11 protein-coding genes and 2 pseudogenes are annotated in these 13,543 nt (G+C 68.5%); 4 read left to right on the forward strand and 9 right to left on the reverse strand.

Annotated elements, in window-relative coordinates; genetic code table 11:
• A pseudogene (locus tag A5652_RS02715) lies at window positions 1-202 on the reverse strand (50S ribosomal protein L11); the annotation flags it as partial.
• Here A5652_RS02715 and A5652_RS02720 point away from each other — a divergent pair.
• Window positions 192-401: pseudogene (locus A5652_RS02720) on the forward strand (50S ribosomal protein L11); the annotation flags it as partial. The pseudogenes A5652_RS02715 and A5652_RS02720 sit on opposite strands and share 11 nt — an antisense overlap.
• Window positions 402-475: 74 nt before the next feature.
• Window positions 476-1,183: a 50S ribosomal protein L1 gene (gene rplA, locus A5652_RS02725; RefSeq protein WP_067346377.1), complete on the forward strand. Its 708-nt coding sequence runs from the start codon at window positions 476-478 to the stop codon at window positions 1,181-1,183.
• Here rplA and A5652_RS02730 read toward each other — a convergent pair.
• From A5652_RS02730 to A5652_RS02765, 8 genes are all read right to left on the reverse strand, one after another.
• Window positions 1,180-2,397, reverse strand: coding sequence for an RNA polymerase sigma factor (locus tag A5652_RS02730; protein WP_067346379.1), 1,218 nt, complete (start codon window positions 2,395-2,397; stop codon window positions 1,180-1,182). The two genes, rplA and A5652_RS02730, sit on opposite strands and share 4 nt — an antisense overlap.
• A gap of 4 nt (window positions 2,398-2,401) precedes the next feature.
• On the reverse strand, window positions 2,402-3,100 hold the full coding sequence (locus tag A5652_RS02735) for a YciI family protein (protein WP_067346382.1): 699 nt from the start codon (window positions 3,098-3,100) through the stop codon (window positions 2,402-2,404).
• An 85-nt stretch (window positions 3,101-3,185) separates the two neighbouring features.
• Entirely contained in the window at window positions 3,186-4,082 is an 897-nt protein-coding gene (mmaA4, locus tag A5652_RS02740; protein WP_067346390.1) for a hydroxymycolate synthase MmaA4, read from the reverse strand.
• Between the two features lie 225 nt (window positions 4,083-4,307).
• Window positions 4,308-5,168: a cyclopropane mycolic acid synthase family methyltransferase gene (locus A5652_RS02745; protein ID WP_067346392.1), complete on the reverse strand. Its 861-nt coding sequence runs from the start codon at window positions 5,166-5,168 to the stop codon at window positions 4,308-4,310.
• Between the two features lie 89 nt (window positions 5,169-5,257).
• Complete coding sequence (locus tag A5652_RS02750) at window positions 5,258-6,163, reverse strand: alpha/beta fold hydrolase (RefSeq protein WP_067346394.1); 906 nt, start codon at window positions 6,161-6,163, stop codon at window positions 5,258-5,260.
• Complete coding sequence (locus tag A5652_RS02755) at window positions 6,163-7,509, reverse strand: AarF/ABC1/UbiB kinase family protein (protein WP_067346397.1); 1,347 nt, start codon at window positions 7,507-7,509, stop codon at window positions 6,163-6,165. Before A5652_RS02755 ends, A5652_RS02750 begins: the two co-directional genes overlap by 1 nt.
• 40 nt (window positions 7,510-7,549) lie before the next feature.
• The gene (locus A5652_RS02760) at window positions 7,550-8,143 is read right to left on the reverse strand and encodes a DinB family protein (RefSeq protein ID WP_067346453.1); all 594 of its coding nucleotides are present in this window, start codon (window positions 8,141-8,143) and stop codon (window positions 7,550-7,552) included.
• A gap of 23 nt (window positions 8,144-8,166) precedes the next feature.
• Window positions 8,167-8,688 (reverse strand): DinB family protein, encoded by a 522-nt coding sequence (locus tag A5652_RS02765; RefSeq protein ID WP_067346401.1) that lies wholly within the window; start codon window positions 8,686-8,688, stop codon window positions 8,167-8,169.
• A 45-nt stretch (window positions 8,689-8,733) separates the two neighbouring features.
• On the opposite strand from A5652_RS02765, the gene A5652_RS02770 reads away from it, so the two are divergent.
• Window positions 8,734-12,927, forward strand: coding sequence for an NEW3 domain-containing protein (locus tag A5652_RS02770; protein ID WP_067346403.1), 4,194 nt, complete (start codon window positions 8,734-8,736; stop codon window positions 12,925-12,927).
• The gene (locus A5652_RS02775; RefSeq protein WP_067346404.1) at window positions 12,924-13,541 is read left to right on the forward strand and encodes a malonyl CoA-ACP transacylase; all 618 of its coding nucleotides are present in this window, start codon (window positions 12,924-12,926) and stop codon (window positions 13,539-13,541) included. Before A5652_RS02770 ends, A5652_RS02775 begins: the two co-directional genes overlap by 4 nt.
• The last annotated feature ends 2 nt before the right edge of the window (window positions 13,542-13,543 follow it).

Raw genomic sequence — 13,543 nt, forward strand, 5'->3', positions numbered from 1 at the left:
CCTTCGTCTTGTGCGGCTCGGCCGATCCCTTGCCCACACCGGCGGCCTTGAGCAGCAGCTTGGCGGCGGGCGGCGTCTTGAGCGCGAAGGTGAAGCTGCGGTCCTCGTAGACCGTGATCTCCACCGGGATGACGTTGCCGCGCTGGTTCTCCGTGGCAGCGTTGTATGCCTTGCAGAACTCCATGATGTTGACGCCGCCCGCCGCCAAGCTGCTGCTCAAGGCCGCCGGTGTGGGCAAGGGATCGGCCGAGCCGCACAAGACGAAGGTCGCCAAGGTCAGCTGGGATCAGGTCAAGGAGATCGCCGAGACCAAGAAGGCCGATCTGAACGCCAACGACATCGACGCGGCGGCCAAGATCATCGCCGGTACCGCCCGGTCGATGGGTATCACCGTCGAGTAATACCCGCATCACCACCGTGGGAGGGCCAGCTTCGGCCCGCTTCCAACCACGACCCAACACGATTGGATGAATCAATGAGCAAGAACAGCAAGGCATACCGCGCCGCCGCCGAGAAGGTGGACCGCGACAACCTCTACACCCCGCTGGAGGCGGCCAAGCTCGCCAAGGAGACGTCGTCGAGCAAGCAGGACTCGACCGTCGAGGTGGCGATCCGGCTCGGCGTCGACCCGCGCAAGGCCGACCAGATGGTCCGTGGCACGGTCAACCTCCCGCACGGCACCGGCAAGACGGCCCGCGTCGCGGTGTTCGCGGTGGGCGACAAGGCCGAGCAGGCCCAGGCCGCCGGCGCCGACATCGTGGGCAGCGACGACCTGATCGAGAAGATCCAGGGCGGCTGGCTGGAATTCGACGCCGCGATCGCCACCCCGGACCAGATGGCCAAGGTGGGTCGCATCGCTCGCGTGCTCGGTCCCCGCGGCCTGATGCCGAACCCCAAGACGGGCACTGTGACTCCCGACGTCGCCAAGGCCGTCGCCGACATCAAGGGCGGCAAGATCAACTTCCGCATCGACAAGCAGGCCAACCTGCACTTCGTGATCGGCAAGGCCTCGTTCGACGAGAAGGCCTTGGCCGAGAACTACGGCGCCGCGCTGGACGAGGTGCTGCGGCTCAAGCCGTCCGCCTCCAAGGGCCGCTACCTGCGCAAGATCGTGGTCTCGACGACCACCGGACCGGGCATCCCGGTCGACCCGGCCGTCACCCGCAACTTCTCGGAGGGCTAACCCCCGCACTCGACGATGCGGCGCCGCAGAAACGCGCGGCCGGGGTCGGATCCATTGGCCTGGAACGCCACTCGATACCAGTCGAGGGCTGCGGCGGTTCTCCCCGCGCGCCGCAGCAGGTCCGCGCGCACAGTCGCGACGAGATTGGAGCGGGTTAGCCGCGGGTCGTGTGCCACCTTGTCCAGGGCGGCCAAGCCGGCGTCGGGGCCGTCGCGGAATCCGATCGCCAGCGCCCTATTGGCGGCCACTACCGGCGATTCGGTCAGTCTGAACAGCCGGTCGTAGGCGGCGCAGATCCTCACCCAGTCGGTCTGCTCCCAGGACGGCGCCGTGGCATGCAGCGCGGCGATCACCGCCTGGGGCAGATAGGCGCCCGTCGACCCCTGGGCGCGCCGCAACCGGTCGAGCCCGCGCGAAATGCGCCCGCGGTCCCACCGGCGCCGGTCCTGGTCCTCGAGCGGCACCAGCATCCCGGTATCGTCCACCCGGGTCGCGCGCCGCGAATCATGCAGCAGCATCAGGGCGGATAAGGCGTGCGCCTCCGGCTCGTCGGGCAGCAGCGCGCACAACTCCGCGCCCAGCCGGATCCCTTCGTCACACAGGTCGTCCCGGATGGCCGACGGTCCCGCGGTCGACCAGTAGCCCTCGGTGAACACCGAATAGACGCAACCGAACACGTGCGGGGTGCGTTCGGGCAGCAACTCCGGCGGTGGCACCCGCAGCGGGATGTTGGCGTGCCGAATCTTGTTCTTGGCGCGCGTGATTCGCTGACCGATGGCCGCCTCGGTCTGCAGCAGCGCACGCGCGATCTCGCCGACGGTCAAACCGGAGACCAGCCGCAGCGTCAGGGCCAATTGCGACTGCCGGTCCAGCGCCGGGTGGGCGCAGGTGAACATCATCCGCAACTCGTCGTCGCGAACCGGATGCGGGTCGGTGCGATCGGTACGCGCCCTGACGTCGTCCAGCACAGCCGCCAATTCCTTTCCGGGACGCGCGGACTCGCGGCGCAGCCGGTCCCGCGCCCGGTTACGGCCGACTGTTACCAGCCAGCCGCCCGGGTTGGCGGGCACCCCATCGTGCGGCCAGGTGCGCAGCGCTTCGGCGCAGGCCTCCTGGACGGCGTCTTCGGCGACGGTGAGGTCACCGGACCACCGAGCGAGGGCGGCCACGGCGGGTCCCCATTCCCGGCGGAAGACGCCGTCCAGGTTCGCCATGCTCTTAGAGGGCCGAGACTCCAGCCAGCTGCCGCAACTGCACCGTCGAGGCGGGGATCATCGACGCGATCTTGACGGCCTCGTCGCGGTCTGCGGCGCCCAGCAGGTAGATCCCGGTAGCGATTTCGGCGCCCTCCACGTATGGCCCGTCGGTGATCAGCACCTCGCCGTTGCGCACGCGCACGGTCGTCGCCGTGGATCGATCGTGCAACGCGGCACCGCCGATGATGTGATCGCCCGCGGCCGCGTGGAGGTCGGCGTGCTTGGCTGCCACCGCCTCCCACTCCGGTGTGCCCGGCGTGTGGGCGGAGGCGGGCGGCTCCAGCAGCAGCGCGAGCCAGTCGTTGCCGGTGAGCTTGCGGGACAGCTCAACTGAGTGGACCGTAGGCCACACTTCCACGGCCCCGAACGCGGCGAGCGGGACGTCGCGCGCCAGCGCCAGCGCCTCGTCGAGGTTTTCCGCCTCGAACAAGTAGTAGCCGCAGGCCACCTCCGCGGTCTCGGCAAAGGGCCCGTCGGTGACCACCGGCGCGTCCGGGCCGCCGGTGATGACCGCCGCTGCGGCGGCGGGAGCCAGTGCATCTCCAGACTTGATCGCGGGGCCGGCTTTGGCGTGGAAGTTCTCCCATTCCGCCATCGCGGCGGCCGCATCGTCGGGTGTGCGGTCTTGCTCTTGGCTGATCAACAGCGCGAAGTACTGCATGTTCGTCACCTCCGGTTGTGAGCGAAGCCCCGTGCTCCACTCTCTACCCATTCGACGAACGCCGCAGCGCCGATCCGACAGTGAATCAGGCGGCGGCTCCCGGCTTGAGGTAGGTCACCAGGCTGACATCGAGCATCTCCTCGGTGAAGTAGTGCTCGCAGCCGCGCAGATACTTGATGTAGCGGTTGTAAACCTCTTCCGAGGTGACCTCGATGGCCTTGTCCCGGTTCGACTCGAGCGTGTCGCCCCAGATGTGCAGCGTCTTGATGTAGTGCGGCCGCAGTGAAAGCGGTTCGGGCACAACAAATCCCGCCTTCTCGCCGTGGTCGACCATCATCTGGGTGGACGGTAACCGGCCGCCCGGGAAGATCTCGGTGACAATGAACTTGATGAACCGCGCCGTCTCGAAGCTCAGCTTCTTGCCGCGCGCCGCCAGGTCGTACGGGTGGTAGCTGACGCTGCTTTGCACGGTCATCCGGCCGTCGTCGGGCATGATGTCGAACGTCCGCTTGAAGAAGTCGTCGTAGTTCTCGTGACCGAAGTGCTCGAAGGCCTCGATCGACACGATGCGGTCGACGGGCTCGTTGAAGTCCTCCCAGTTCTGCAGGCGAACCTGGCGCGAGCGCTCGCTGTCGATCGAACCGAGCAACGCCTCGGCGCGGGCGTGCTGGTTCTTGGACAGCGTCAGGCCGATGACGTTGACGTCGAATCGCTCGACCGCGCGCTTCATGGTGGTGCCCCACCCGCAGCCGATGTCGAGCAGCGTCATGCCCGGCTTGAGGTCCAATTTGTCCAGGTTGAGATCGATCTTGGCGTACTGGGCCTCTTCCAGGGTCATGTCGTCGCGCTCGAAGTAGGCGCAGCTGTAGATCCGGGACGGGTCCTGGAACAGACCGAAGAAGTCGTCGGAGACGTCGTAATGCGCCTGGATGTCCTCCGAACGCGTCCGCGTCTTCGTCGGGCTAGTCGGTTGCTCAGCCATTTTCGTCCTGTTCTCCTCCGATGAGGTGCACTTCCTGCGATCCGCGCACGCACCGGCGGGGGTCGCGTGTGACCAGCAACGATACCCAACGTCGAGACGTGAATCCGAAAGGGTGCACGTGCGCGTCGCGGTCCCGGCCGCAGACATGAAGTCTACTTTTCCAGGGTGAACTGACTCACGCCGACCCACCCCGACGGGGACGTGTCGGCGCGGCCTGGCCTGGCGCTATTTGGTGAGCGTGTACTGGGCCACGTTGGAGATGCCTTTGCGGAAAAGCTCCGCGCAGCCGGTCAGATAGCGCATGAACCGCTCGTAGACCTCTTCGGACTGGATCGCGATGGCGCGTTCGCGATTTGCCGCGAGATTGGCCGCCCACATGTCGAGCGTGCGCGCGTAATGCGGTTGCAGATATTGGGTGTGCTCGAGCGTGAATCCGCTGGCTCGGGAATTGTCGACGATATCGGGCTCGCCGCACATGTTCCCCCCGGGGAAGATTTCCTTGCCGAGGAAGCGCAAGAATCGCAGATCCGACATCGTGATCGTGATGCCGTGCTCGTGCCAGTAGTTCTGCGGGTGCGTGAAAATGCTGTGCATCAGCATTCGGCTCCCGTCGGGAAGGGTCTTATAAGCCCAATCCCAGAACGCGGGCCAACGTTCTTTTTTGAATGCGTCGAAGGCCTCGAAGCTGACGATTCGATCGACTTGCTCGTCGAATTCTTCCCAGCCCTGCAACCGGGCCTCGGTGCGCCGTGTCGTCGGGATCGCCGCCAGCCGCGCCTTGGTGCGCGCGTAGTGGTTGCGGCTCAGCGTGATGCCAATGACATTCACGTCGTACTTCTCCACCGCCCGGACCACGGCGCCGCCCCAGCCGCATCCGACGTCGAGCACGGTCATTCCCGGCTCGAGTTGCATCTTGTCCAGCGCCAGATCAATCTTGGCGAGCTGCGCCTCTTCCAGGGTCATGTCGTCGTTCTTGAAGTAGGCGCAGGTGTACACCATGTTCGGGTCGAGGAACAGCGCGAAGAAGTCGTCCGAAATGTCGTAGGTCGCCTGCGACTCTTCGTAATACGGCCTCAGCTTGGCCATTTGCGACACCCACCCTTCTGTGCCAACCGTACAACCCTGCGACATGTACCGAAAATCACGGGGATGCGTTTTGCATCAAATGTTTTTGGCTAGCGCGCCTCATTGAAGTTTTTCGCTAGCACGCCGATCACCTGATCCCACAACTGCTGTGGAAGATCATGACCCATGCCGTCGTATGTCACCAGTCGGGCCCCATCGATCGCCCGCGCCACGGCGCGCCCGCCGGACGGGCGCATCAGCTTGTCGGCCCGGCCGTGGATCACCACGGTGGGTGCGGTGGTCTGGCGGTTGTAGCGACGCAGGCTGCCGCTGCCCAGCACGGCGTCGAAGTGCCGGGCGACGCCCCACGGGTAGTAGCTCCGCTCGTAGCTTTCGATGGCCTCCGCCCGCAGTTGCTCCTCGGAAGCCAGATATCGCGGGCTGCCGATGATCTTGCTGACGCGAATGGCGTTGTCGATGATCACGTCGCGCGGGGAGCTCGGCGCCGGTCCCTTGATGAGCGCCAGCAATTGGCGAGGCCCGGGGGGCGGCAGGAACGCCGAATTGTTGCTGGAGAAGATGATTGCGAGTGATTTCGTCCGCTGCTGGAATCGCCCGGCGAAAATCTGGGCGATCATGCCGCCCATCGAAGCGCCCACGATGTGCGCCTGCTCGATGCCCAGGTGATCGAGCACGGCCGCAGCGTCGTCGGCCATGTCCTCTAGCTTGTACGCCGCTTTGCTCGGCAGACCCACAAAGGAGCGGGCCAACCGCGTCACCAGCGGCTGCCCGGCGCCGCGACGCTGGGTCTTACTCGAGAGGCCGACGTCGCGGTTGTCGTACCGGATGACGCGCAGGCCTTGGCCGACCAGCTTCTCGCAGAACGCCGTTCGCCACAGCAGCAGCTGGGCGCCCAGCCCCATGATGAGCAGCACGGGCGGGTCGTCGATGTCGCCCATGTCCTCGTAGTACAGCTTCAAGTCGCCTGACGTGGCGTTCCCGGTGCGGACCTCCATCAGACCTCGACGTCGGAGGAGTGCTCGCGGCTGACTTCGACCATGAAGTTCGCGAAATAGCCCGTCAGTTGCGGATCCGACATCATCTGCCACCTGGGCGCCAGCAGCTTCATGTACCGCTCGACGTAAAGGAACTGCTTGCCGATCAGCACCAGCTCGCGGGGGAGCTTGACGTCGTAGGCGTCGGCCAGCGTCGACAACTGCCGGCCGATGTCGGCGTAGGACATGTCGCCCAGCGTCTGCATGGTCAGCGGGGTCGCGAACTTCTCCAGGTCCTTGGCGGCCTCGGCCTCGGGCTTCATGGTGCCGACGGCGCCCATCAGCACCACGATCTTGCCCGCCGCGGCGTGGTCCTTCTTGACCAGCAGCGCGTACACCAGCTCGCGCAGCAGCCAGCGGGTGCGGGGATCGATGCGGCCCATGATGCCGAAATCGAAGAAGACGATGCGGCCCTGGTCGTCGACGTAGAGGTTGCCGGCGTGCAGGTCGCCGTGGAACAGCCCGTGCCGCAGCCCACCCTCGAACAGCGAGAACAGCAGCGCCTTGACCAGCTCGACGCCGTCGAACCCGGCCTTACGGATGGCCGCGACGTCGTCGATCCGGATGCCCTGCACCCGCTCCATGGTCAGCACCCGGTCGCTGGTGAAATCCCAGAACACCTGCGGCACCCGGATGTTCTTGCCCAGCGGGGAGGCGTGCAGGTGCGACACCCAGGCCTCCATCGACTGGGCCTCCAGCCGGAAGTTCAACTCCTCGGCCAGGTTGTCGGAGAAGTCGGCGACCACGTCTTGCGCCGAAAGCCGGCGGCCCAGCTTGGCCAGTTCGACGGCCTGTGCGAAACGCTTGAGGATCTGCAGGTCGGCCGCGACCCGGCGCCGGATGCCCGGCCGCTGGATCTTGACGACCACCTCCTCGCCGGTGTGCAGGGTGGCGTAGTGCACCTGCGCGATGGACGCCGACGCGAACGGCGTCTCGTCCCATTTGGCGAACAACTCCGACGGGTCGCCGCCGAGGTCTTCGACGATGAGCTTGTGCACTTCGCCGGAATCGGCGGGCGGCACCCGGTCGAGCAGGCCGCGGAACTCCCGGGACAAGGACTCGCCGAACGCCCCGGGACTGGACGCGATGATCTGCCCGAACTTGACGTACGTCGGTCCCAGGTCGGCGAAGGTCTGCGGCAGCTGCTTGATCACCTTCTGCTGCCACGGACCCCTACCCGGCAGCTTGGTGAGGATGCGAGCGCCCGTGCGGGTGACCTGCCAACCCGTCACGGCTACCCGGGCCGCTTCGACCGGCAACGGCACCCGGTCGAGCTTGGCCCCCTCTCGATGTTTGGTAGAGCTCATCAGTGCAGTGTGCCAAACCCGCACGGATGAATCCCAATCGTCAACTCGGGCGCCGACTGCTTTCCTCACTGTTCCAGGGCTGCACCCAGCCCTCGATCGCCCAGCCCTCCCGCGCGGCGATCAGCTCGTACATGGTGGCGCCGTCGATCGTCTCCCGGATGATGTCGGCGTGCCCGGCATGCCTGGCCAGCTCGTTGATCACGTGCAGGATCGCCCAGCGCACCGACCAGGCCTGCTGATCCTTGGGAAACCATGGGATGTCGTGCGGAACCGGCACCGCCGCGTCCAGGTCGGCGGTCTCCACCAGCCGCAGCGATGTCGCGTTCTGCGCCTCGAACGCCGCCAGCAGCCCGGCCAGCGTCTCGTCGGGCCGCATCACGTGCTGATCGGCGAACTCTGCGGCGATCTGCTCGAACGGGCGGGGGTCTTTCGGCGGCGCGTCCGGCGCGGCGGCCACGCGCGCCATCCAGCTGCGTTGCATTCCGGTGGCGTGCTTGACCAGCCCGCCGATCGACAGGGCGCTGACCGAGGGCGTGGAACGGGCCTGGTCGTCGGTGAGGCCGTGGCTGACCGCGAAATACGCGCTCTGGTGGTACGCCAGGAATTCGCGCAGGGCGCTGCGTTCGTCGGCCACCGGCGGGGCGAGGGCGGGCATCTTCAATCCCTTCTGCTGTGGACGTAAAGGTCGCGCAAGCAAGCGATTTCGGCACCATGGTGGATCGCTTCTCTATTGATGTGCAAGACCAGCTCGCTCAGCGGGTAGTCGGCGTAGGGTCCTTCGGCCGCACCGCAGCGGCGGGTCAGGTCCCCGGCGGACAGCGACCGCACGCCGTTGATCCACGCCGCATACGCCTGGTCGAGTTGGTGCAGCGCGGTGGCGGCGTCGGTCGCATAGTCCCAGCTCTGGTAATCGGCGGCCGGTCCGCCGAAATGGTGATGGGCGCGCATCGCGAAGACGCCGACGATGATGTGCGCCATGCGCCACGCGATTGTGGTGAACGGCGCGGGGGTGGGCGTCGGGAACGCGAAGTCGATTGACCCGTCCGGATGCACGGTCCAGCAGTCGGGCACCGGTTGCCAGAAGTACTCGTCGTCGGTCAGGCCGTCCACGCGTCGGCGCAGTTGATTGCGCCAGTGCCAGTCGAGTTGGTCAGCCAGTTGGGTCGTCAGATCCGCCATAACGGTCACCTTTCCAGCCATCCTGCGTCGCCGTAAGGTGCGGGCATGCAGGTGACTTCGGTGGCCTCGACCGAGCTGTTCGTCGGACCGCCCGAGACGCCGCTGCAACTGGTGCGCCTCGGTCTTGTCGGGTGTACCAAACCGACGCGGGTCCGCATCGACGGGGACGGTCTGACCGGGGAGGCGGTCGCCGACATTGGCGACGAGCTCGTCGAGATCGCGGTGGCCGTCGAGGACCCGGTCGCCGGGCAGGTCCGGCCCGCGCGAGCGCACGCCGGCGGTCAGCGGCTGCCGTTCGAGTTCACCGTGGCGGAACCGGGCTGGACCATGTTCATGGTCAGCCACTTTCACTACGACCCGGTGTGGTGGAACACCCAGGGCGCCTATACCAGCGAGTGGGCCGAGGACCCGCCGGGGCGGGCCCGCCAGACCAATGGCTTCGACCTGGTGCATGCGCATCTGGAGATGGCGCGCCGCGACCCCGAGTACAAGTTCGTGCTGGCCGAGGTCGATTACCTCAAGCCGTACTGGGACACCCGCCCCGAGGACCGGGCCGATCTGCGCCGGTTCATCGACCAGGGCCGCGTCGAGGTGATGGGCGGCACCTACAACGAACCCAACACCAACCTCACCAGCCCCGAGACGACCATTCGAAACCTGGTGCACGGCATGGGATTTCAGCGGCATGTCGTGGGAGCGAACCCGGCCACCGCGTGGCAGCTGGACGCGTTCGGCCACGATCCGCAATTCCCCGGGATGGCCGCCGACGCGGGGCTGACGTCGAGTTCATGGGCCAGGGGACCGCACCACCAGTGGGGTCCCGTCCACGGCGGCCCCGACAGCGGCCCGGAACCGCGCGGCGTCGAGCGGATGCAGTTCTGCAGCGAGTTCGAGTGGATCTCGCCGTCGGGCCGCGGCCTGCTCACCCACTACATGCCCGCGCACTATTCGGCGGGCTGGTGGATGGATTCCGCGCCGTCACTGGGCGAGGCCGAGAGCGCCACGTACGAACTCTTCGATCAGCTCAAAAAGGTTGCACTGACGCGCAATGTGCTGCTGCCCGTCGGCACCGACTACACCCCGCCCAACAAGTGGGTCACCGAGATCCACCGGGACTGGGCCGCGCGCTACACCTGGCCGCGGTTCGTGTGCGCGCTGCCGTGCGAGTTCTTCGCGGCGGTGCGCGCCGAACTCGCGGATGGGCGCTACGCGCCTCGAGAACCATCGCCCCAGACCCGGGACATGAACCCGATCTACACCGGCAAGGACGTGTCCTACATCGACACCAAGCAGGCCAACCGGTCCGCGGAGAACGCCGTGCTGCAGGCCGAGCGCTTCGCGGTGTTCGCCGGGCTGCTGACGGGCGCCCAGTATCCACAGGCCGCCCTGGCCAAGGCTTGGGTGCAGCTGGTCTACGGCGCACACCACGACGCCATAACCGGCTCGGAATCCGACCAGGTGTACCTCGACCTGCTGACCGGATGGCGTGACGCCTGGGAGCTGGGCCGCGCGGCCCGCGACAACTCGCTGGCATCGCTGTCCGGCGCGATTGACGGCGACGTGGTCGTGTGGAATCCGTTGACTTGCCCGCGCACCGACGTCGTGACCGTGCGCCTCGACCCGCCGCTGGGCGCCCGGGTTCGGGTGCTCGGCGCCGACGGTGTCGAGCTGGCGGCGCACGTCGAGCACGACGGCAGGTCGGTGAGCTGGCTGGCGCGCGAGGTGCCGTCGCTGGGCTGGCGGGCGTTTCGGCTGGTGCCCGGCGCAGGAGGCCGGCCGGCCGGCTGGGAACCGGTGGCGGGATCTGTGATCGCTAACGAGCACTACCGCGCCCAGGTCGACCCGGCGCGCGGCGGGGGAGTCGCCTCGCTGACCCAGGACGGACGCGAGCTGATCGCCGACGGGCGGGTGGGCAACGAGCTGGCCGTCTACGAGGAGTATCCGGCGCACCCGAACCAGGGCGAGGGCCCGTGGCATCTGCTGCCCAAGGGGCCGGTGGTGTGCTCGTCCGAGGGTCCCGCGCGGGTGCAGGCTTTCCATGGGCCGCTCGGTCAGCGGGTGGTGGTGCACGGCCGGATCGGCGGGCTGCTGCGCTACACCCAGACCCTGACACTGTGGCACGGCATCGCACGGGTGGATTGCCGCACCACGATCGACGAGTTCAGCGGCGCCGATCAGCTGGTGCGGCTGCGCTGGCCGTGCCCGGTGCCGGGCGCCATGCCGGTCAGCGAGGTGGGTGACGCCGTCGTCGGCCGCGGGTTTGCGCTGCTGCACGACGGCCCCCGCTCGGTGGACACCGCCGAGCACCTGTGGACCCTGGACAACCCGGCGTACGGCTGGTTCGGCCTGTCCTCGGCGGCCCGGGTCCGTTTTTCGGACACCGGCGTGCGGGCGATGTCCGTTGCCGAGGTGGTTTCGCCGGCCGAGGCGGTGTCCGGTCCGCTGGCCCGGGAGCTGATGGTCGCGCTGGTCCGCGCCGGCGTCACGGCCACCTGCAGCTCCGCGGACAAGCCGCGCTACGGCAACCTCGAGGTCGATTCCAATCTGCCCGACGTCCGCATCGCGCTGGGCGGGCCCGCCCGCAACGCCTTCGCCGCGGCCGTGCTGGCCGACGCCCCGGCGTACGCCGCAGAACTGAAGCGCCAGTTGGTGGCGACCGGCCGGGCCCGGGTATGGGTGCCGGCCGCCACACCGCTGGACGACGTGTGGCTGCCCGACGCCGACCTGCGTGCGCTCCGCGCGCTGCCGGTGCTGGTCATCGACGGCCACGACGAGGCCGGCCTACGGGCCGCGATCGCCGCCGTGGCCGACGACCTCGGCGACGCCGAGATCACCGTGTCGCAGCAAGCGCCCTCGGGGACGGGCGTCTTCGAGGACCGCACCGTCGCCGTGCTCAACCGCGGGGTGCCCAGCTTCGCCGTCGACACCGAGGGCACGCTGCACACCGCGCTGATGCGATCCTGCACCGGCTGGCCGTCGGGCATCTGGATCGACGACCCGCGCCGCACCGCGCCGGACGGGTCCAACTTCCAACTGCAGCACTGGACCCACACGTTCGATTACGCGCTGGTCAGCGGGGCCGGCGACTGGCGGCGGGCCGAGATCCCCACCCGCAGTGCGCAGTTCTCCCAACCGCTGCTCGCCGTCGCATCGGGCAGCCGAAGGGCATCGCTGCCGCCGGCGGGGTCGCTGCTGCGCGTGGAGCCCGCCGAATCGGTTCAGCTGGCCGCGCTCAAGGCCGCGGGCAACCCGCTGGCCGCGGGCAGCGGGGCGCCGCTGGACCCGAACGCGGTCACGTTGCGCTTGGTGGAAACCACCGGCGCGGGCGCCCGCGTCGTCATCGACTCCGACGTCGCGGCGGTAAGCGACCTGCAGCGCGCCGATCTGCTGGAAACGCATCCCGAACCCGTGTCCTCGGTCGAGCTGCACGGCTACCAGGTGGCGACCGTGCTGGCCCGCTTCGGCGCGACCCGGGCAGCGACCGGCGCCCCCGACCCGGTCCAGCACGCCGAGGCCGCGCAGCCGCTGTACGCGCGGTACTGGCTGCACAATCGCGGCCCCGCGCCGCTTGGCGGGCTGCCGGCGGTCGCCCACCTGCACCCGCCGCGGGTGACCGGGGAGGCCGGCGACGCGGTGACGTTGCGCCTCACCGCGGCCAGCGACAGCACCGACGCCACGCTGCGCGGCACGGTCACCCTGCGGTGTCCGGACGGCTGGACGGCCACGCCCGCCGAGCTGCCCTTCGCCCTGCCCAGCGGCGACCACCTGCACACCGACGTGGTGGTGTCTGTCCCGGCGCGCGCCGAACCCGGCCTGTACCCGGTCCACGCCGAACTGCGCCTCACCGGCGACGAGGTCCCGGCCTGCTGGCGCCAGCCCGTCGAGGATGTCTGCGTGGTGACGGTGGGCGCGGCAGCCGGTGAGCTCGTCTACCTGGCCGACGGTCCCACCGAGGTCAGGCTCGAAGCCGGCGAAGCGGGCACCCTGACCCTCACGGTGGGCAGCCACGCCTGCGCCGACCTGAATCTGGAGGCGCATCTGATCGGCCCGTGGGGCACCTGGGAATGGATGGGTCCCGGCGCGCTCGGCGCGGTGTTACCCGCCCGCGCCACCGTCGACCTACGCTTCCAGCTGACACCGCCGGCCTGGCTGGAACCCGGCCAGTGGTGGGCGCTGGTGCGGATCGGCTGCGCCGGCCGACTGGTTTACTCGCCGGCGGTGAAAGTGACGGTGACATGAGCGTCGAGCCGATAGCGACCGTTGCCGGGGTGCCCGTTGCGGTGGGCGTGCTCGACGACGCCGAAGCGCGCCTGCGCACCTCGCGCTTCGCGGCCGGCCTGCCGGTCAGCGGCACCAGCGAGGGCCGCCAACTGCGGCGCTGGCTGACCCAACTGATCGTCACCGAGCGGGTGGTCGCCGCCGAGGTGGCCGCGCGCGGGCTGAGCGGACGCGGCGCGCCGTCGGAGGCCGAGTTGCTGCCCGACGTGACGGCCCGGCTGGAGATCGGCAGCGTCGCCGCGGCGGCGCTGGCCGACCCGCGTGCCCGTGCGTTGTTCGCCGAGGTCACCGACGCGGTGCGGGTTTCCGACACCGATGTGGCCGCCTATCACGCCCGCAATCCGCTTCGCTTCGCCGCGCCGCAACAGGGCGAACACGGCTGGCGCACAACGGCGTTAGCGGCAGCACCGCTGCACGAGGTGCGATCGGCTATCGAAGAGCATCTGCGTGGCGCCGCACGGCGGCGCGCCTTCCGGCTGTGGCTGGACGCGCGCCGCGCCGCGCTGGTCGAGCTGGCACCCGGTTACGAGCATCCCGGCGACCCTCGCCAACCCGACAACACTCACCGGCACTGAGC

This window comes from Mycobacterium sp. 1165178.9, assembly GCF_001673555.1.
Lineage (GTDB): Bacteria > Actinomycetota > Actinomycetes > Mycobacteriales > Mycobacteriaceae > Mycobacterium.

Coding starts and splice junctions, on each gene's coding strand:
- A5652_RS02770 (WP_067346403.1), top strand. CDS start 8,734: ATGCAGGTGACTTCGGTGGCCTCGACCGAGCTGTTCGTCGGACCGCCC.
- A5652_RS02775 (WP_067346404.1), top strand. CDS start 12,924: ATGAGCGTCGAGCCGATAGCGACCGTTGCCGGGGTGCCCGTTGCGGTG.
- A5652_RS02735 (WP_067346382.1), bottom strand. CDS start 3,100: ATGCAGTACTTCGCGCTGTTGATCAGCCAAGAGCAAGACCGCACACCC.
- mmaA4 (WP_067346390.1), bottom strand. CDS start 4,082: ATGGCTGAGCAACCGACTAGCCCGACGAAGACGCGGACGCGTTCGGAG.
- A5652_RS02750 (WP_067346394.1), bottom strand. CDS start 6,163: ATGGAGGTCCGCACCGGGAACGCCACGTCAGGCGACTTGAAGCTGTAC.
- rplA (WP_067346377.1), top strand. CDS start 476: ATGAGCAAGAACAGCAAGGCATACCGCGCCGCCGCCGAGAAGGTGGAC.
- A5652_RS02730 (WP_067346379.1), bottom strand. CDS start 2,397: ATGGCGAACCTGGACGGCGTCTTCCGCCGGGAATGGGGACCCGCCGTG.
- A5652_RS02755 (WP_067346397.1), bottom strand. CDS start 7,509: ATGAGCTCTACCAAACATCGAGAGGGGGCCAAGCTCGACCGGGTGCCG.
- A5652_RS02745 (WP_067346392.1), bottom strand. CDS start 5,168: ATGGCCAAGCTGAGGCCGTATTACGAAGAGTCGCAGGCGACCTACGAC.
- A5652_RS02765 (WP_067346401.1), bottom strand. CDS start 8,688: ATGGCGGATCTGACGACCCAACTGGCTGACCAACTCGACTGGCACTGG.